Annotated in this window: 20 protein-coding genes; 12 read left to right on the plus strand and 8 right to left on the minus strand. The window is 52.9% G+C overall.

The window, feature by feature from the left end:
- The first annotated feature begins 9 nt into the window (after positions 1–9).
- Positions 10–939: an AEC family transporter gene (locus tag ABIE48_RS03020; RefSeq protein ID WP_192716449.1), complete on the plus strand. Its 930-nt coding sequence runs from the start codon at positions 10–12 to the stop codon at positions 937–939.
- 29 nt (positions 940–968) lie between these two features.
- On the opposite strand, the gene ABIE48_RS03025 is transcribed toward ABIE48_RS03020, so the two are convergent.
- Positions 969–1241 carry a SemiSWEET family sugar transporter gene (locus ABIE48_RS03025; protein ID WP_076173260.1) on the minus strand — a complete coding sequence of 91 codons (273 nt, stop codon included), beginning with the start codon at positions 1239–1241 and terminating at the stop codon, positions 969–971.
- A gap of 115 nt (positions 1242–1356) precedes the next feature.
- Between ABIE48_RS03025 and ABIE48_RS03030 the strand changes: the two genes are divergently transcribed.
- Both ABIE48_RS03030 and ABIE48_RS03035 read left to right on the plus strand, forming a co-directional pair.
- Positions 1357–1653: a DUF6509 family protein gene (locus ABIE48_RS03030; RefSeq protein WP_105445864.1), complete on the plus strand. Its 297-nt coding sequence runs from the start codon at positions 1357–1359 to the stop codon at positions 1651–1653.
- A gap of 90 nt (positions 1654–1743) precedes the next feature.
- Positions 1744–2283, plus strand: coding sequence for a hypothetical protein (locus ABIE48_RS03035; protein WP_192716450.1), 540 nt, complete (start codon positions 1744–1746; stop codon positions 2281–2283).
- A gap of 173 nt (positions 2284–2456) precedes the next feature.
- Here the strand turns inward: ABIE48_RS03035 and ABIE48_RS03040 are convergent, their stop codons facing one another.
- Entirely contained in the window at positions 2457–3008 is a 552-nt protein-coding gene (locus ABIE48_RS03040; protein ID WP_192716451.1) for a hypothetical protein, read from the minus strand.
- A gap of 319 nt (positions 3009–3327) precedes the next feature.
- Here ABIE48_RS03040 and recQ point away from each other — a divergent pair, with 319 nt between their 5' ends.
- Together recQ and ABIE48_RS03050 are read left to right on the plus strand one after the other, a co-directional pair.
- Positions 3328–5184 carry a DNA helicase RecQ gene (gene recQ, locus ABIE48_RS03045; RefSeq protein ID WP_192716452.1) on the plus strand — a complete coding sequence of 619 codons (1857 nt, stop codon included), beginning with the start codon at positions 3328–3330 and terminating at the stop codon, positions 5182–5184.
- Positions 5185–5202: 18 nt separating this feature from the next.
- A complete protein-coding gene (locus ABIE48_RS03050; RefSeq protein WP_192716453.1) occupies positions 5203–6972 on the plus strand; it encodes a B12-binding domain-containing radical SAM protein in 1770 nt (589 codons plus the stop codon).
- 143 nt (positions 6973–7115) lie between these two features.
- On the opposite strand, the gene ABIE48_RS03055 is transcribed toward ABIE48_RS03050, so the two are convergent.
- The 4 genes from ABIE48_RS03055 to mnmL all read right to left on the minus strand — a co-directional run bounded on the left by ABIE48_RS03055 (position 7116) and on the right by mnmL (position 10832).
- On the minus strand, positions 7116–8039 hold the full coding sequence (locus tag ABIE48_RS03055) for an alpha/beta fold hydrolase (protein WP_192716454.1): 924 nt from the start codon (positions 8037–8039) through the stop codon (positions 7116–7118).
- Positions 8040–8108: 69 nt separating this feature from the next.
- Positions 8109–9077, minus strand: a complete 969-nt coding sequence (locus tag ABIE48_RS03060) for a type I phosphomannose isomerase catalytic subunit (RefSeq protein WP_116232131.1) — start codon at positions 9075–9077, stop codon at positions 8109–8111.
- A gap of 218 nt (positions 9078–9295) precedes the next feature.
- Positions 9296–9877, minus strand: a complete 582-nt coding sequence (mnmM, locus tag ABIE48_RS03065) for a tRNA 5-(aminomethyl)-2-thiouridylate-methyltransferase MnmM (protein WP_192716455.1) — start codon at positions 9875–9877, stop codon at positions 9296–9298.
- Between the two features lies 1 nt (position 9878).
- Complete coding sequence (mnmL, locus tag ABIE48_RS03070) at positions 9879–10832, minus strand: tRNA modification radical SAM protein MnmL/YtqA (RefSeq protein ID WP_192716456.1); 954 nt, start codon at positions 10830–10832, stop codon at positions 9879–9881.
- A 380-nt stretch (positions 10833–11212) separates the two neighbouring features.
- Here mnmL and ABIE48_RS03075 point away from each other — a divergent pair, with 380 nt between their 5' ends.
- Positions 11213–11410 (plus strand): hypothetical protein, encoded by a 198-nt coding sequence (locus tag ABIE48_RS03075; RefSeq protein WP_076173251.1) that lies wholly within the window; start codon positions 11213–11215, stop codon positions 11408–11410.
- 198 nt (positions 11411–11608) lie between these two features.
- Complete coding sequence (gene trmB, locus ABIE48_RS03080) at positions 11609–12370, plus strand: tRNA (guanosine(46)-N7)-methyltransferase TrmB (protein ID WP_145025527.1); 762 nt, start codon at positions 11609–11611, stop codon at positions 12368–12370.
- Between the two features lie 22 nt (positions 12371–12392).
- On the opposite strand, the gene ABIE48_RS03085 is transcribed toward trmB, so the two are convergent.
- Together ABIE48_RS03085 and ABIE48_RS03090 are read right to left on the minus strand one after the other, a co-directional pair.
- A complete protein-coding gene (locus tag ABIE48_RS03085; RefSeq protein ID WP_116232134.1) occupies positions 12393–13526 on the minus strand; it encodes an MGDG synthase family glycosyltransferase in 1134 nt (377 codons plus the stop codon).
- 51 nt (positions 13527–13577) lie between these two features.
- Positions 13578–14105, minus strand: coding sequence for a phosphatase PAP2 family protein (locus ABIE48_RS03090; protein WP_076173248.1), 528 nt, complete (start codon positions 14103–14105; stop codon positions 13578–13580).
- Positions 14106–14912: 807 nt separating this feature from the next.
- On the opposite strand from ABIE48_RS03090, the gene ABIE48_RS03095 reads away from it, so the two are divergent.
- From ABIE48_RS03095 to ABIE48_RS03115, 5 genes are all read left to right on the plus strand, one after another.
- On the plus strand, positions 14913–16151 hold the full coding sequence (locus ABIE48_RS03095; protein WP_076173247.1) for a glycosyltransferase family 2 protein: 1239 nt from the start codon (positions 14913–14915) through the stop codon (positions 16149–16151).
- 270 nt (positions 16152–16421) lie between these two features.
- Positions 16422–16919 (plus strand): translation initiation factor IF-3, encoded by a 498-nt coding sequence (gene infC, locus ABIE48_RS03100; protein ID WP_076173246.1) that lies wholly within the window; start codon positions 16422–16424, stop codon positions 16917–16919.
- Positions 16920–16937: 18 nt separating this feature from the next.
- Positions 16938–17138, plus strand: a complete 201-nt coding sequence (rpmI, locus tag ABIE48_RS03105) for a 50S ribosomal protein L35 (RefSeq protein WP_076173245.1) — start codon at positions 16938–16940, stop codon at positions 17136–17138.
- 30 nt (positions 17139–17168) lie between these two features.
- Positions 17169–17528, plus strand: coding sequence for a 50S ribosomal protein L20 (gene rplT / locus ABIE48_RS03110; protein ID WP_076173244.1), 360 nt, complete (start codon positions 17169–17171; stop codon positions 17526–17528).
- A gap of 573 nt (positions 17529–18101) precedes the next feature.
- A complete protein-coding gene (locus tag ABIE48_RS03115) occupies positions 18102–19139 on the plus strand; it encodes a BMP family lipoprotein (RefSeq protein WP_192716457.1) in 1038 nt (345 codons plus the stop codon).
- Positions 19140–19238: the final 99 nt, after the last annotated feature.

Raw genomic sequence — 19238 nt, forward strand, 5'->3', positions numbered from 1 at the left:
GGATTACATATGCTGCAGACGTTTGTGACTACAGTGTACCAGGTGTTTCTACCGATATCGCTGCCGGTGATCGGAGGGGCGCTGATCAAGCATTTTAAGCCGATCGATACCAAGCCGATCTCCACGCTGTCCCTGTACCTGCTGAGTCCGGCTCTTATTTTCGAAACGCTGATTGGGGCTGACATCAGCTACGGAGAGATTACGGATACTGTTTTGTTCACGGTCCTTAATATGCTGCTGCTGTGGGGGATTGCAGTAGGGATTGGAAAAGCGTGGTCGCTACCGGCCGCCGAACAATCAGGCCTCACGCTGACAGCGCTGTTTACGAACTGCGTCAATTATGGTCTGCCGCTGGTGCTGCTGGCCTTTGGGCAAGCGGGGCTGGATAAGGCATCAGTGTACGTTATTCTGCAGATCATCATCGTCAATACGCTGGGCGTGTATTTTGCCGCACGTTCGCAGTTTTCCGTAAAGCAGGCGGCGCTGTCGATCTTCAAATTGCCGTCGATCTACGCGGCTGTGCTTGCCGTGATTTGCCGGACAGCGCATGTGGAGCTGCCGCAGGAGCTGAATCAAGGAATATCGATGATTTCGAGCGCGTATTCCTCGGTGGCTCTGTTTATTTTGGGGGCGCAGATGGTCAGTGTCAGGAGCGGGAAGACAGCTTATACGGCAGCGATGAACAAAGCTTTCTACGCCGGTTTGGCGATGCGCCTGGTGATCTCACCGGTGGCGTCCGCGCTGCTCTTATACCTGCTCGGCATTCAGGGCGTATTGTTTAACGTTATGCTGGTGCTCAGTTCCATGCCGGCTGCAGTGAACGCGGTCATATTGGCCGAGCAGTTTGATGCGGCCCCCAAAGTCGTGACCCGGTGCATATTATGGACGACGCTCGCTTCCTTTGTATTGCTGCCGCTGATGATCGGATGGCTGGGTTGATGGGGCAGAAAGTATGCGTTAGTATTGCGCTACGGCCGCTTGCGGTATTTTAAAATGCAGCCGATCATAATCAGCATCAACACCAGCGACAGCGTATTGGTGATCAGAAACGGAATGCCGACACCGCCCTGCGCGATATGAACGGCATAGACTTCCATCAGGCCGATGCCGGCTACGAGCGAGCCGAACGTTTTCAGGCTCAGATCCGCGACCGATTTAGTCCGGATGACCTGAATAATTTGCGGAATCCAGCCGAACGCCAAAATAAATCCGCCGATGAGCTGCATGACTGCATAAATCATGGCTAACGCCTCCCTTTATGGGGCTATTATATGCCCGGCGGGCTCGTGTCCGTGAATGGACCGGGACAGGTCTGGTACAATAAAGAATAGGATGGATGAATGAAAGGATGACAACATGCTGACGATAACGGAATACGAAGCGGAGAAGGTCAAGGACCCGTTCCGCATTTTGCAGGGAACCCGCTATGAATTCAAGCTCGACATCGAGGTGCCTGATGACGATGAGCTTTATACGGAGAATGGACTATATGTCCGGGTCATTTACAAGGTCGACGAAGACCAATCCGCGATCGTGAAATACGAAATTTATGAAAAAACGACGGGGCAGTACCTCGATTTTGACCTGGAGGAGGACGAAGTGGAGCTGCTCGAAAACTTCTGCCGGGACCATCTGGACGAGGTCGACGAATAACTCTGCGAACCTCCGCAACTTGGAGTGGAGTGATCACGTCATCCGCTGCCGGGTACATTACATATAGGATGAATCTGGGGAGTGATGAGGATGAAGCATACGGTACAGACGGTTCCCTACGGGTACGAGCCTCCGGTGCAGAAGCGTAAGGGGACGCTCATTTATTACGATACGTTTGAAGAGACCGATGAAGAAGGTCTGAATGAAGCGGAGTCGCTGGCCGGCGTGCTGTCCTTTTCGAAGCTGGTGCTGTATCCGCTGCATGAGGAGACGGTGCGGAGAATGACCAAGGAACCGGTCAGCCCGTATTATAAACGGGAGAAACGGCTGGAAGCCTGGAGGTCTGAAGGACACGGGAAGACGGTTATCGAGAACTGGGAGGGACGCCGGAAAAAATACACGCCGGTGGAAGCCGCCCTTCGCCATCTGACGGAGAAATATCCCGCGCCGCATTTTCTGCTGATGTCGCCGGATATGGCGAATCGGTTTGCGAGCTACAGCACTTTTGGGGAGTGGATCGTCAAGCTGAGGCTGCTGCTGACGGAGGAGCCGGAGGCGGTGCATCCGAAGCTTGAGCAGTACAGCCACCGCTGGGATACCGCTCAAGGAGCGGTCTCGAAACAGCGCTGACCTGGTAAGCCGCGCCGGATCGATTCGATGTTTAACGAACTTTTCACGAGGCGTAGCTCCACAAAAGCTGAATACCGCCGCTAAGCGGCAGTCCGCCGGTGCATATGGACCCATCGATCATGGGAGGCGCCTGGCGGGCTGCCGACTTTTTTTCGGCCATGAACAAGCGTCCCTTAGTCATAACCGCCTTCAGCTGCCGGCAAGGCCTGATAGGCCACTTTGGTGTTTACGATGGATTGAATGAAATTTCTTAATTCCAACAACGCAATCGCATCGTCGGACAGTTCGCAATTCCGGTCCGTCCACGAGAATGACTCCGTTTTACCATCGACGGTTACCGTCCACTCATCTTCATTGCTTGGCGACTTGGAGCAGCTATGGCTTTTCGTGAATCTCTTTGGTGCCATGATGTGGATTTCTCTCATTTTGCCGTAAATCTCCCGCATTTCATCTTGGGTGAACTTTAGGTGAGCTGTTGCAGTACCTTTCGTAATTAAATCTTTCGTTACGGTCCCTTGAAAGGTGTTTATCTCATTTTTAGTGACATCGCCATAACCAAAACGGACAACGAAATTAAAATCATCCGGCATGTCTACGGGGATACCATCCTCCTGATTTGCCATCTCTGCTGAAGGTGCAGCGCTACCTTTATCCAAATCAGAATCCTGAGAGCACCCGGCCAGGAACGTCATAGCGATAAGCAAAGAAAACAATCCTCTTTTCATTGCACTCCCTCCCCATGTATCTTTTATGACGAGAACCGGTCGGCAGGAGTTGCATCCCATGTTCCGCTTAAGCTGCAACCATCGCTGGCACATTCTGTTTTACCAACAAGAAATGCACTCCCAGCACGGGCAGAATCCCTTCACCACGGTTGCTCATTCCCGGAAACCCCGGTAAACTTAGAATTGGACTGAATCAAGTCATTCTCGAAAGTCATCATGTATCTATTCCCTAAAGTCAAAGGTTGAGTTTAAAAAAGTGGCGCAGCCTTGGAAGCTGCATGGGCCGCCGCTGAATTTGCATCGTTAGGAGTTCTTATTTATGAGTGTGGAGACCCCTTCTTTGGAACGGGCACAGGAAATGCTGCAAAAATATTACGGCTATCCCGACTTCCGGGAGGGCCAGAAACATATCGTATCCAGCCTTCTGAAGCATCAGGATACGCTGGGCATTATGCCGACGGGCGGGGGCAAGTCGATCTGTTACCAGATTCCGGCGCTGATGCTGCCGGGCCTGACCTTGGTCGTATCGCCGCTGATCTCCCTGATGAAGGATCAGGTCGATGCGCTGACAGCGATGGGCATCGCCGCTGCTTACATCAACAGCACGCTGAGCGGTAAGGAAGTGAACGAGCGGATCCGCGCGGCCAAGCGGGGGGAGCTGAAGCTCCTGTACGTGGCGCCGGAGCGGCTTGAGCTCGACTGGTTCCGCGACGAAATGGCCCAGCTGGAAATTTCCTGCGTGGCCGTCGACGAGGCCCATTGCGTGTCACAGTGGGGGCATGACTTCCGGACGAGCTACCTGTCGGTAGCTCCGTTCGTGGAAGGGCTGCCTGAGCGGCCTATCCTGGCAGCGTTCACCGCGACGGCTACCCCGGAAGTGACCGAAGACATGGTCCGCCTGCTAAGGCTCCAGGAGCCGGAAGTGTTCGTCACCGGGCTCGGCCGGGACAATCTGGCCATGTCGGTGCTGCGCGGGGAGAACAAGCGCGATTTTGTCATGAGCTACGCCGAGGCGCATAACAGCCAGCCGGGAATTATTTACGCGGCGACGCGCAAGGACGTGGACGATTTGTACCAGCGTCTGAGCAGCGTAGGTTTGGCCGCAGGCCGCTATCATGCGGGGATGAACGATGAAGAGCGCGCTGCCAGCCAGGAGGCTTTTCTGTACGACGACATCCGGGTGATGGTTGCCACCAACGCGTTCGGAATGGGCATTGACAAGTCCAACGTCCGGTACGTCATTCACTACAACATGCCGAAAAACATGGAGGCTTACGTCCAGGAGGCCGGACGCGCCGGCCGGGACGGCGAGCCGAGCCAATGTATTCTGCTGTTCAGCCCGCAGGATATTATTACGCAGAAGTTTCTGATCGAGCAGAACCCGCAGGAAACGGACCGCAAATCGAACGAATACCGCAAGCTTCAGCAAATGGTCGATTACTGTTATACGACCCGCTGCTTGCGCAGCGCGATGCTGGACTATTTCGGCGAGTCTCACGAGGACAAGCCCTGCGGGATTTGCAGCTCCTGTACGGATGACCGCGAGCTGGTCGATATGACGGTCGATGCCCAGAAAATTTTTTCCTGCGTCCACCGGATGCGCGAGCGCTTTGGCGTGTCGCTGGTGGCGGCGGTGCTGAAGGGCTCGAAGAATAAAAAGGTGCTGCAGTACGGCTTTGACAGCCTGTCCACTTACGGGACGATGGCGAACCGCACGGAGAAGGAAATTTCCGAGATCATTAACGTGCTCGCCTCAGAGGGGTATCTGGCGCTTTCGGAAGGCCAGTATCCGGTGCTACGGCTGCAGCCGCTGGCGGCCGAAGTGCTGAAGGGCCAGCGGCAGGTGCTGCAGCGCACCGCGCGCCCGGCAGCGGCGCAAACGGGCAGCCGAAGCTCCCGCAGCCGCGACGTCTCGCCGTCGGCGGTCAACGAGACCGTGTTCGAGCAGCTGCGCCTGATCCGGCGCGAGCTCGCGGGCAAGGAGCATGTGCCGTCGTATATTATTTTCAACGATGCGACGCTGCGCGAGATGAGCGTGGTATGCCCGCAGACCGAAGATGAAATGCTGAATATTAAAGGCGTCGGCGAGGTGAAGTTCCGGAAGTACGGCAGACCGTTTCTTGATTTTTTCCAAAACCAGGGCGATGATGCCTACGCCGGCGGATATGATGAATAAGAAGAAGGTCGTGAACCGATGAAAGTCCTGTTATCCACCCTGAATGCCAAATACATCCATACCTGCCTCGCGATCCGCCTGCTCAAGGCATACAGCCAGCATGAATTTGATATCGAGCTGGCTGAGTATACGATCAAAGACCCGGTCATGAACATCGTGTCCGACCTGTTTCAACGGAAACCCGACGTCATCGGGTTCTCCTGCTATATTTGGAATATCGAAGAGACGCTGAAAGTGATCGAGATCGTGAAGAAGGTCATGCCGGAAGTCACGATCGTGCTCGGCGGACCGGAAGTTTCCTATGACACCCAGTATTGGATGGAGCGGATGCCGGCGGTCGATTTCATCGTCATGGGCGACGGCGAAGAGACCTTCCACCATTTGCTGCAGGTGATTCAAGGAGACCGAAAGTTCCATTTTGTCTATGGCGTTGCTTACCGGAAGGGCGACGAAGTGATCATCAACCCGCCGCGGCCGAAGAGCGATCTCAATACGCTGCCCACGCCGCACCGTTTTCCCGAGGATATCCCGAATTTGGGGAAGCGAATCGTCTACTTCGAGACGAGCCGCGGCTGTCCGTTCCAGTGCCAGTTCTGCCTTTCCAGCATTGAGAACGGCGTCCGGTATTACGACATCGAGCGGGTGAAGTCCGATATTACGTATTTGATCGACCACGGCGCGAAGATCATCAAGTTTCTGGACCGCACGTTTAACATTAACCATCAGTATGCGCTGGAGATGTTTGATTTTCTCATTAAAAATAACCGCGGCTGCGTGTTCCAGTTCGAAATTACGGCAGACATCATGCGTCCCGAAGTGCTGCAATATCTTGCAGACAACGCGCCCCCGGGGATTTTTCGGTTCGAAATCGGCGTACAGTCGACGAACGATCCGACCAACGTTATCGTCAAGCGGCGGCAAAATTTCGAGAAGCTGTCCCGGACCGTCAGCATTATTAAAAACAGCGGCAAAATCGACCAGCATTTGGATCTGATCGCCGGTCTGCCGGAAGAGGATTATGAAACGTTCCGCAAGACGTTTAACGACGTGTTTGCCCTGGGACCGGAAGAGCTGCAGCTCGGTTTTCTGAAAATGCTGCGGGGCACCGGCCTGCGCCGCGATGCCGGCAAGTACGATTACACGTACATGGATCAGGCGCCTTACGAAATTCTTGGCAGCCATAAGCTGCCATTTGCCGACATCGTCCGGCTTAAGCGGCTGGAGGATGTGCTTGAGAAATACTGGAACGCGCACCGGATGGATCATACGCTGAATTATCTCATGACCCATGAATTTCCGTCACCTTTCGACTTCTTCCAGGAATTCGGCGACTATTGGGAAGGGCAGGGCTGGCAGAAGATCGGCCATCAGCTCGAGGACCTGTTCACGCGTCTGGCCGCCTTCCTGAAGCAGCGGGAGACGAAGCGCATGGATGTGATTCTGGGGCTGATGAAGCTGGATTACTTCCTCAACCATAAATACAAGCCGCGTAAAATATGGTGGGAGCAGCCGCTCGCCAAGGACGATTGGAGCAGCCTGATGCGAAAGGTTACGGAGCATCCGGAGCTCGTCTCGGGGAACTTTGCTTCCCTGGGCTTGTCCGAACGGGAGCTGCAAAAGCATGCAGTGCTTGAAGTGCTGCCGTTTGCGCTGGATGACTTGCTGGGCGGCAGAGACAACGGAGCGGAGGCTTCCGGGGGGACGGTGCTGATCGTGCTGTACCAGCAGAACGAGAGCGAACTGCCTGTGTTCTATACAATGAAGCTGCAGCCGGCGGAGTTGCTGTAATTGAACGCGTTAAGATCGGCAAATTTTGAGCGTCGATCATATGCAAAGAAAAGCCGCTGCACGGGGTTATGACCACCGTGCAGCGGCTTTTCTTCATTCAGGCCTTGAACCTGCGAGTATTTCTTCGAAGTAGGGGAAGGGCACTACACATGCCGCTCTAGCCAATCGAGCAGCTCGGTCATGACCTCGTCCCGGTTCATCTCGTTCAGCATTTCATGGCGTCCGTTCGGGTACAGCCTGCATTCCACGTCCTTGATGCCGATGCTGCGATAAATGTCTTCCAGCCGCCGGACGCCCTTGCCTTGTTCCCCGACCGGATCGAGTTCCCCGCTGAAGAGGTACACCGGCTTATCCCGGGGAATGCCGTCATAGCTGCCGGGATTTTGAATATCCTGCAGCAGGCTGAAGAAGTCGTAGAAGAATGAGGTCGTGCAAATGGCTCCGCAGTACGGATCTTCAATGTATTTATCGACTTCCTTCGGATCCCGGGAGAGCCAGTCAAACCGCGTCCGGGTCGGGGCAAAGCTGCGGTTGTAGCTGCCGAAGACCATTGCGTTCAGCAGGATGCTGCGGTGCGACTCCCCCTGGAGTGCGCCCTGCAGCCTGGCGACCGCTTTGCCGGCGTTCAGCATGCTCCGCGGCCCGTTCGTGCCGGACAGAACAAAGCCGGTATACGGTCCGCCGTCCGTCTCCATCACCCGCTGCACGAGGAACGACCCCATGCTGTGCCCCATCAAAAAATGGGGAATATCCGGGTGCCGGTCACGAACGATGCCGCCGAGCTGCTGGATGTCCTGGAGCATATGCCGGAAGCCGCCCTTGCCGGTATGGCCGAGCCGCTCCACACTGCCGGCGGTCAAGCCGTGCCCGCGCTGGTCGTGGGCATATACGGCATAGCGGAACCGCGTCAGCAGCGCGGCGAGCCGTTTGTAGCGTTCGGCCGTTTCGCACATGCCGTGGGTGATCTGCAGGACGGCCTTCACTCCAGCCGGCTCGTCGGGAAGCCAGGCATAGACATGGATCTGCGTGCCCAGCGGATCCGTCATCGTAAACGTTTGTTCCCGCAATGGAGGTCACTCCTTCATTCTTTCGTGAATGACAGATGAATCAGAAGAAATGCCCCGCGCCTTATAGGCTTAAGGTAGGTAGGAACGAAGAACGGTAGCATTTCCTTTTAGCTCATATTGACCGAGATTAGCCGGTAGCAGGAAGCACTGGCCGGCTTTGTAGTCCTGCGAGCCGCCGTCCCAGGCGATGGAGCCGCTGCCGTCGCATACGACCAAGATGGTGAAGCTGTCCGGCGTGGTGGAGAGGCTCCAGGCTCCGTCCACGATTCCCTTTTCCACGATGAAATAAGGGGACTTCGCCAGCTGCAGCCATTCGCCTGCAGCGCTGCCGGCGGTCTTCATCGTTGTGGCGCCGGATCCTTCGTAGGCGATGACGTTCAGCGAATCTTCAATGTGCAGCTCGCGCGGCTTGCCGTCCAATCCCGGACGGTTGTAGTCGTAGAGGCGATATGTCGTATCGGAGTTTTGCTGGATTTCAGCCACGACTACACCGGCGCACAGCGCATGCACCGTGCCGGCAGGGATATAGAACGTGTCTCCGGCTTCGACGGAAACTTCCTGCAGGCTGTCCATGACGGTTCCGTTCTCGAGCGCTTCTTTCATCGCCTCGCGTGTAACGCCTTCCTTAAGGCCGTAGATGATTTTGGCGTCCGGCTTGGCGTCCAGCACGTACCACATTTCCGTCTTGCCCAGCTCGCCTTTCGGCAGCCCCTCATAGTCGTCAGTCGGATGCACTTGGACCGACAGGTCGTCATTGCAGTCCAGCAGCTTGATCAGGAGCGGGAAACGGCCGTTTTTCTCGGAAAATCCCTTGGCGCCGAACCATTCCTTGCCGAATTGTTCGCGGACCTGGTCCAGGCCTTGGCCTTTCAGCTCGCCGTTAATCACGGTTGTCGTGCCGTTCGGATGATCGGCGATCATCCAGCCCTCGCCGATATGTCCCTCCGGAATCTGCAGCCCAAACTGCTCGAGCGCCCGGCCTCCCCATACGCGTTCTTTAAACTCCGGCTGAAATAATAATGGATAAGGTTGTGTCATGTCTTCATCGTTCCTTTCTTGGGTTCGTGTGATCGCTTGGGATAAACCGCTACTATGTAAAACAATACCTTGGGCCGGGCTGATCTACTTGGACCGGAATCAATCCGGATGAAGAGGGCGGCCGGGCCCCGGGCACAACGGTTTCAAAGTGTTTCAGTATGCCGCGCCTCCCAGTGAGGCGGAAGCTCGCGGCACGAGCCGCATCAGCGGCCAGCGCGCTATTTTTTCTCCAGCGCAATGACATAAGGGGCATCCGTGCGCTGCAGCTGCCTGTATATGACGGCTTGGGCCGACGACTGCGGCAGGGCGGTGGCCCAAGCCGTTACCGTCTGAGCCTCCAGATCGCCGCCGGCATGGCCCGGATACAGCACGGCCGTCATAATGCCCCGCCGTCTCAGCAGGGACAAGCCGGCTTCCAGCGCTTCAATCGTGCTGTCCGGCGTGGTGATGACGGCTTTGTCCGCCTCCTCGGCAGGCAGGTAGCCGAGGTTGAACATCACCGCCCCGACCCGGCCGTGCACGCCCTCCGGCAGCGCCTCCCGCATCGCGGCATGGCTCTGCAGGTACAGCGTCACCGGAGCGATCCGCTCCGGTGCTTCCTGCGCCAGCCGCTGCCGGGTCAGGGTCAGCGCCTGCTCCTGCACGTCAAAGCCGTAGACGTGCCCCTTGGGACCGACCGTCTTGGCCAGAAAGAGCGTATCGGCCCCTGTACCGATCGTGGCATCCACGGCAATATCCCCGGGACTCAGACGCTCGGCGATTTGTTTGTGGGCAAAGCTAAGAACGGAAAGAAACCCCATGCTATACTTTCCTCCAATACTTACCCTGCCAACTGTCCCGTGCCTCAAGCTCGGCGTCGATGCCGTTCAGCACTTCCCATTTCTCCTGAGACCACATTGGGCCGATCAGCAGTTTCCGCGGGGCGTCGCCCGTCAGGCGGTGAACGATCATTTCGGGCGGCAGAAATTCAAGCGTGTCCGCGACCAGCTTAATATATTCATCCTGTTCCAGGAAGCGGAGCAGATCCGCTTCATACTGCCTGACCATCGGCGTACCCTTCATCAGGTGAAGCAGATGGATTTTGATGCCTTGAACGTCCATGTTCGCCACGGCGCGCCCGGTCTCCAGCATCATTTCGTGGGTTTCCTGCGGGAGGCCGTAAATGATATGCGCGCATACCCGGATGCCATGCCTCCGCAGCTTCTCCACGGCGTCGATGAAGCACTGGGTGTCATGCGCACGGTTGATCAGATCGGATGTCTCCTGGTGAATGGTCTGCAGCCCCATTTCGACCCACAGATAGGTCCGCTCGTTCAGCTCGGCCAAATACTCGATCACATCGTCCGGCAGGCAGTCCGGCCGCGTGGCGATCGATAAGCCAACAACGCCCGGCTGTTCTAAAATGACTTCATAGTACTCGCGCAGCACATCGACGGGGGCGTACGTGTTGGTATAGGCCTGGAAATAACCGATATATCGGGCGCTCGGCCACTTCTCATGCTGTTTATCCCGGATGCTGTTAAACTGGGTGATCAGGTCGTCGCGCCGGCTGCCGGCAAAATCGCCCGAGCCCCGGGCGCTGCAGAAGGTGCAGCCGCCCCTTGCGATTGAACCGTCGCGGTTGGGGCAGGTGAATCCGGCATCCAGCATGACCTTGAACACTTTATCGTTAAACAGTTCCCGCATCTCGTAATTCCACGTATGGAATCTTTTATCGCCCCACAGCAGGGGAGAAGAAAGGGTTGGGCTGTTCATGGATGGTACTCCTTTATTGTGCATTGCGGCTTACGCTTGCTCTATTGTAACAAAAATCAGGCCTAAAGGGTATGAGGAGGCCCGGGGGAAACGCTGAGACTTACGGGCTTTTCTCCCCTTGGATTTTGAGCCGTTATTTAATATAAAGGTTCTCCATGAATCGGGGCGAAATACCCGGATATTTCAAGTTCATAGACTGCAAAAAAATGTTTCAAAAACAGCGCCGCTATGCCGCTAATCAGGCGAATATTCCATTGATAAAACTTACATGAAGTGTTATATTTTAATTAGCGTCAGCACCCCGTTTTCGGGGTAAATATTTTATAGAATTCATAAAAGCGTGACGTCATGGCCAACATATTAACCGTGAGGTGATAATGATGAATTCTTCAACTGCTGAGACACAAGGTAAAGGCAAGATTTCTGTAGAGCTGACTCCTGATGAGGCGCTTGCCCTGACAGGCGTAGAGTTTAACGGCAATCCGGAAGTGAAAGCGGCTGCCCGTCGCAAAATTCGCAACGCCTTCGAAAAGACATTTGATTTTCAGCATCAAGATGCGGTAGACTATCAACAATGAAACCGTTGGACCCCAATTCCAAATAGATAATGGAAAAGAATTCCGTATTCCTCGTGTTCGCATGAGAGAGACCGGGATTCTTTTTCTTTTGGGGCGAGTCAAGCTTTCCCTCTTTACATTTCGGATTAAGTTCGGCACAATATTGCAGTAGCCGCAAGTGCCGCGGCAGGACGGAAGTATAACTAGCGGAGGTATGAGATGCGTTTACGCGGAAGAAAAGGAATCCGGGAAAGTCTGGAAGAACAGCAGGGCTTCGTCGTTCTGGACCCCCGGTCGTATAAAGGAAAATGGTCATCGCTCTTTGGCAACGACCGGCCGATCTACGTGGAGTTTGGCATGGGCAAAGGACAGTTTATCAGCCAGATGAGCTATCGCAACCCGGACATTAATTTTATAGGCATCGATATGTATGATGAACTGATTCGCCGGGCCAGCGAGAAAGCCAAGCTCGCCTGGGCCGAACGGGAGGTCGAATATCCGCCGAATCTGCGGCTGGCGCTGGCCAATGTCGAATATGCGGAGGAAGTGTTTGCGCCGGGAGAACTCGAGCGGATTTTCCTGAATTTCAGCGATCCTTGGCCGAAGGCCAGACATGCCCGCCGCCGTTTGACACATCCCCGTTTCCTCGACAAATACTGCGGTCTGCTCAACGATAACGGTGAAATTCATCTGAAGACCGACTCGCAGACGCTGTTTGAATTTTCGCTGAATTCCTTTGCGGATTACGGTCTGCAGATGACGAATATCTCGCTGAATCTGCACCGCGAGGGACCAAACGAAGAGCATGTCATGACCGAGTATGAGACTAAATTTGTGGGCCAGGGCATCAACATTCACCGCTGTGAGGTGATTGTGGGCAAGGAAGCGCTTAGCCGGTATCAGAAACAGCGGCTGGACAAATACGGGCTGCGGCCGGACAAGCCGGGGCAGCCGGAAGAGGTCTCCATCGAGCGACCATAGATACGAAATAAGGTGCCTTCCCTCAGGAAGGCACCTTATTTGATTCCAGCATGTCGATGATGCTCTGGGCGCTTTGCATCGGCCGGTAGCGGTCAATGCTCTTCAGCTGCTCTTCGCGGCGCTGCTGGATCGAATCGTATTCGTGAATCAATTTGTTCATCCACTTCGTGATGACCTCCAGAGAGGATATCGGCTCTCCAAGGCCCTGGGCGGTGAAGTACTGGCAGTTCTCTTCTTCCTGTCCGGGGAGCGGGTGATGGAAGAGCATTGGGATGCCCTTGGCCAAACCTTCCGTACAGGTCATGCCGCCAGGCTTCGTCACGAGCAGATCAGAAACTTCCATCAGCTTATCGACCTCGGGGGTAAACCCGATCAGCCGGATGTTGGGATGGTTGTAGCTCGGATCCTGTTCGAGCTTGCGTAGGACCTTCTCGTTGTTGCCGAGGCAGAACACGATTTGAATCTGGTCCCTCCAGCGGGTCAGGTAATTGTTGATGACTTCGTCATTCATAATGCCCCAGCCGCCGCCCATGACCATCACCGTGGGCATGTTCTTCAGCCCGAACTTCTCCCGGATCTCTTCCTTGACCGGATGCTCCCAGAAGTTCGGATGCACCGGAATACCGGTGACCTCGATTTTGGATGCGGCAACGCCCTGCTCCAGCATTTTCGATTTCACTTCCTGGGTGGAGACCAGGTAGCGGTCCACTTCCGGGCTGATCCAGGTGCCGTGGGCATCGTAATCCGTAATAACCGTGCACAGCGGAATGTTCGAACCGAGCCGTTTCAAGCGGGAAATGACCGCGCTTGGAATCGGATGCGTGCAGACGACGATGTCGGGCCGCAGCTGATTGACGATATTTTTGGTATGTGTATAAAAAATGCGGTGAAGCGCTAATGTCGTAAACCGGTTCAGTGACTTTTTATACTGGTGCCTGTACATCATTCCAACCAGCCTCGGCTGCGAAAGAACGGTTTTCTTGTAGGCGGTAATAATGAGCGGTGCGACCTTGGGATTCAGGAAGCTTCCGAGCTCAAGCACTTTGGTTTGCACACTCGGCGACAGCTTGCGCAGACTGCTTGAGAGTGCGTAAGCAGCTCGAGTATGTCCCGCACCGAAGCCTTCAGATAATAACAATACTCTTTTTTTCATCACTCTCAATTCACCTGTTCCTGCATGTTTTTCCTTATACCCACCATATCGACTTTAGGGCCACAATGCAACTGTTGCTGTAGCTACGGAAGTACCAATTACAGCTCCCGCAAGCACATCGGATGGGTAATGAAGTCCCAAATACATCCGGGAAAATCCGACCACGAGGCTTAAAGCCAAAAAAAGCGCGGTCCACTCAGGATGCCCGATCATCATAGGAACTGCCAAGGAAAATGCTGCCGTCGTATGCCCGGATGGAAACGAATGGTCCACCAGCGGCTTGCGAAAGGTGCGGGTTCCCGGCAGGGCGAGATGCGGCCTGACACGGGGATACATTTTCTTGGCTGCCGCCACCGGAATGTGGCTGACGGCCAGAGCGACGGCGGCCTGGGCGCCTTGGGTGCTCCATGACGGCGGGGCCAGGCCCCAGCACAGGAGGCAGGCGCAGATCGTAAACGTAGCCCCTCCGAGATGCGTCAAATAATACAGCCAAAAATTGAAAAAACGATTATGAAGACGTCCGTTGATCCATTGGAAAAGACGCCGGTCCCATAATTGAAGTTTCTTGAACAAACGTCTCATTCCATCCCTCCGTGTACAGCCAATCTTCTATGAGATAATGGCAGATCATGGACAACTCATGCGATGTTTTTCTAAATTTTATCATATTTCCGAAGGGAGCAGAAACTATAACTTCGTAAGTCCCCTTCTTATAATATATAACCCAATACCGGGTCGTTATTTGACACCGCCCGAGAACTTTGTCGGGAATCGGCCGATCTTGTCCAAAGCCATTTTTCGCGGAAAAATGGGGCCCGGCAAGGAATTGGCCAACTTTGACTTCCCCCGGAGGAACCTTTACAATGATTCAAACGGGTGCAATCCGTTTATTAAGAATTGATGTTTAAAGTATAACTTTTCTTGGCTTTATCTCGTTTATTTATAAAGTATGCCGATAATCATGGAAACTGATGACTAAAAAAAGGGGGGACCTGAGAAATAAAAACCCGGAAAAGAGATGAAAATAAGAACTAACAGTCATGAATAGGAGCCCGTAAGGGGCTGAACCGTCAGGAAACCGCCTCATTACCGTTTTTTTAGACGATTACGAGGTTTTACGGTTTTGACAAATGACTGAAAAGTGTGGAAAATCGATAGGGTCATCCGAAGCGTTAACAAAACGTAAAAGAATGTAAAAGGTCAAAAGGGTCATAAAGAATTAGAAAAGGGTAACGGCTTTACCGTAATCTATATAGAATGAACTAAAGAAATGAACGTTACAGGGCCGTATTGGACCGTTATAACAGGAAGTTCAACAAACTTTAGTTCAATCTATCTACAGAGAGAAACATTGATTATGAGGGGTAAAAAAGGGGGGTTCTGAGAGTCATGTTAGACGCCATTTTTATCGCGCTCCAGGTTTTGCTGGCCGCGATCGGTGTGTACCAGTTTGTATTTTCCATTTTGGGACTGTACAGGAAAAAGAGGAAGCAGCATTTTGAACCGACCAAGTCCTTCGCTGTGCTCGTTGCAGCGCACAATGAAGAGCAGGTCGTCGGGGCTCTGATGGAGAACTTGAAGCAGCTGAATTATCCGAAGGAGCTGTACGACGTGTTTGTCATCTGTGACAACTGCACGGACGGTACGGCACGCATCGTGCGCGAGCATGGCATGAACGCCTGCGTACGAACCAACAACAACCTTCGCGGCAAAGGCTACGCCATCGAGTGGATGCTGAAGGAATTGTGGGCCATGCCCCGCCAGTATGATGCGGTCGTCATGTTTGACGCCGACAACCTGGCAGATACGAATTTTTTGAGAGAAATGAACGACGATTTGTGCTCCGGCGCACGCGTTATTCAAGGATACATCGACACCAAGAATCCCGAGGATTCCTGGATTACGGCTGCTTACGGGATTTCGTATTGGTACATCAACCGTCTGTGGCAGCTGTCGCGCCATAACATGAACATGGCCAACTTCCTCGGCGGTACAGGGATGTGTTTTGAAACCAACCTGCTGAAGGAGATGGGCTGGGGGGCCACCAGCTTGGTTGAAGACTTGGAGTTTACGATGCGCAGCGTGAAGCGCGGCGTCTATCCAAAATTCAACTACGACGCCAAGGTGTTCGACGAGAAGCCGCTGACGTTCAAGGCTTCCGCAAGACAGCGCCTGCGCTGGATGCAGGGACACTTTACAGTGGCACGCCGCTATTTCTTCCCGCTGATCTGGCAAAGTATCAAGGAACGCAGCATCGTCAAGTTGGATTTGGCGCTGTACGGGGCGAACGTATACATCGTTCTCTTGACATTCCTGATGACGGCCACAATCTGGGTGGACAATACGTTCTTCGACGGTCCGAACATCGCCAACCTCTACGGCTATCTGCCGTTGTGGCTGAGCTTTGTGGCGATCGGTGCCAACGTCTTTACGTTCCTGGCTGCGATGATTTTGGAGAAGGTCACCTTCAAAAAGGTCTATTTATACCTGGTGCTCTTCCCGATCTATCTGATCTCCTGGTATCCAATTACGTTCTATGCGTTCTTCACGCAGAACAACAAGCAGTGGAGCCATACCCAGCATACCCGCGTGGTAAGACTGGAAGAGGTTCAGAGCAAGCAGGGGTAAACGCATGGAAGCAGGTTGACATTGTCCGGGCCCTGTGTTAAATTATTTGAGTGCTTTAAATACGAAATGGATTCAAAGCAGAAGCTCCAGCTTCTCACCTGACCGACGAAGGTTGGCGGGTTATTGATCCAATGATTTGTGAATGCGATATTTCATGAAGAGTTGATCATAGGGATGCTGGGTGCTGATACCCGCATCCCTTTTTATTTTGCTTCTGCACACAGAAATACCTATTAGATCTGGAGGTGGACGGTTATCAGTAAGGAACATATGATCAATGAGGAGATCCGGGCGAAGGAAGTTCGCTTGGTAGGCGCTGAAGGCGAACAGATTGGCATCAAGCCCCTTCGTGAGGCTCTGCAGATGGCAGCGGATTTGAATCTGGATTTGGTGAACGTGGCGCCGCAGGCGAAGCCGCCGGTGTGCCGCATCATGGATTACGGCAAGTTCCGCTACGAGCAGCAGAAGAAAGAGAAGGAAGCCCGGAAGAATCAGAAAATCGTTGATATTAAAGAAGTATGGTTCCGAGCAAACATTGATGAGCACGACTACCAGACTAAGCTCCGCAATGTCGTCAAGTTCCTGAAGGAAGGCGACAAGGTCAAATGCTCCGTTCGTTTCCGCGGACGCGAAATCGCGCATGCGAGCATCGGCCAGAAGATTCTGGAGCGTGTAAGGGAAGAAGTTGCCGAGCACTCCAGCGTTGAGCGTCAGCCGAAGCTGGAAGGACGCAGCATGATTATGATTTTGGCTCCAAAAGCCCAATGATCCTGAGGAGGAAGTACAATGCCTAAAATGAAAACACACAGCAGCCTTAAAGGCCGCTTCAAAGTTACTGGTTCCGGTAAAGTGACTCGCTACAAAGCTTACAGAAACCATTTGCTTTCCCACAAGTCCAAGCGCGCTAAACGCGTATTGGCAGGCAACCCAGAAATGGCGCCGGGGGACGTAAGACGCTTGAAACAAGGCTTGGCGAACTTGAAATAGTTAATCACACATTTTTGGGAGGTTTATATTATGGCAAGAGTAAAAGGCGGATTCGTCGTTCGTCGTAGACATAAAAAAGTATTGAAACTTGCAAAAGGTTATTTCGGTTCCAAACACCGCATTTTTAAAACAGCTAACGAGCAGGTTATGAAATCCCTCGTGTACGCATACCGTGACCGTCGTCAGACGAAACGGAACTTCCGCAAATTGTGGATCGTGCGTATCAACGCTGCAGCCCGCATGAACGGACTGTCTTACAACAAACTGATGCATGGTCTGAAACTGGCTGGCGTGGACATCAACCGCAAAATGCTGGCTGACCTGGCCGTTAACGACATCAACGCGTTCAACTCGATCGCATCGGTTGCCAAAGAGAAAGTCAACGCGTAATATACTTGTAATGCATATTAAAACCGCCCTAACCGGCGGTTTTTTTAAGATATAAGAAAGAAAATACATCAGAGACTAAACTACCTTATATCGCAAGAAAGACTTCCGCTAAAAGCGGTCTGGCTTCATAGAACGTACACCGATAGACGTGTTTCTTTAGATATAACAGTAACATCCCCAACAAGAAAAAGCCCCGCTAGCTAACATAAATCAGAACCTAGAACCGCAGGTACCGGGTGCCGCACTCATGAATGGGTATGAATGTTAATTTCACGCATCTTTTCATTTGAGAATCGACATTAGGTGAACTTCTGGACAGCTACTCTTCCATGGAAATAACAGGCTGTGTGATTTATGGCAAAATAAAGCGTTTTCCCTTGATTTTTCACTAAAAAAGTTTTATTTTCTGCCGTAAATTTGCTGGATTTTGGCGTAGGTAAAATGTATAATCTGTTCTGTGGAATGTCCGACATTTGAACAAGCCTTCACAAGCAATTAATTGACCATAGATCAATTGCTGAGGGGCGAAGACAGGTGAAAGGATATAATTCATTCTAGGGGGACTATAAGTTAATGAAGAAAATGTTCAAATTGTCGCTGATTATGCTGCTTGCATTTTCAGTTGTACTGGCCGGCTGCGGTAAAAAGAACGAAGATACGAGCAGCTCGTCCGGCGGCAGCGAAGAAGGCGGCGCAGCAAAATCCAGCGTGAAGGTCGGTCTCGTGACTGACGTAGGCGGGGTTAACGACAAATCCTTTAACCAATCCGCATGGGAAGCATTGGAAACATTGAAGAAAGATAAAGGGATCGAAGCCCAGTATCTGCAAAGTAAGTCCAAAGAAGATTATGTTCCGAACCTGAACAAATATGTTAAAGGCAAATATGACCTCACTTGGGGGATCGGTTTTGACCTTGGTGAAGACATGAAGACGGTAGCCGCGCAAAACCCAGATGCTAAGTTGGCTATTATTGATGCCGAAGTAGATTCGCCTAACGTTCGTTCCGTGACGTTTGCGGAGAACGAAGGGGCATTTCTGGTTGGTGTCGTAGCGGGCTCCATGACAAAAACGAACAAAATCGGTTTTGTTGGCGGATCTAAAATTCCGGTAATTAAACGTTTTGAAGCTGGCTTTAAAGCGGGCGTGACTGCCGCGAATCCAGACGCTAAAGTGATCATCAACTACACTGGCGCATTTGACAAGCCTGACCAAGGTAAAGCAGCTGCAGCCACGATGTACAACGACGGCGTGGACATCATTTTCCATGCAGCTGGTGCTACAGGCACAGGCGTATTTAACGAAGCGATTGCCCGCAACAAAGCAGGCCAAAAAGTATGGGTTATCGGCGTAGACAAAGACCAATCCCTGGAATTTGGCGACGAAGTGACGCTGACTTCTATGGTTAAAGGCGTAACCACTGCGGTAGATAAAGTGACTAAAGAAGTGATCGACGGTACGTTCAAAGGCGGTCACGAGACACTTGGCCTGAAGGAAAACGGCGTAGGTCTGGCCGACACTTCGAGCAAAAACGTTCCTGCAGACGTTCTGAAAAAAGTAGATGAATTCAAGAAAAAAATCATCGACGGCGAGATCAAAGTTCCTGAAGAATAATTCCATAACGATAATTTGAACCGATATAATTCATGTGTACCAAACGGCAAGGCTGGTTATTATGACTAGCCTTGTCTTACGTTATGGCCCAAACAGAGG

It is taken from the genome of Paenibacillus sp. OAE614 (assembly GCF_040546645.1).
Lineage (GTDB): Bacteria > Bacillota > Bacilli > Paenibacillales > Paenibacillaceae > Paenibacillus_AQ > Paenibacillus_AQ favisporus.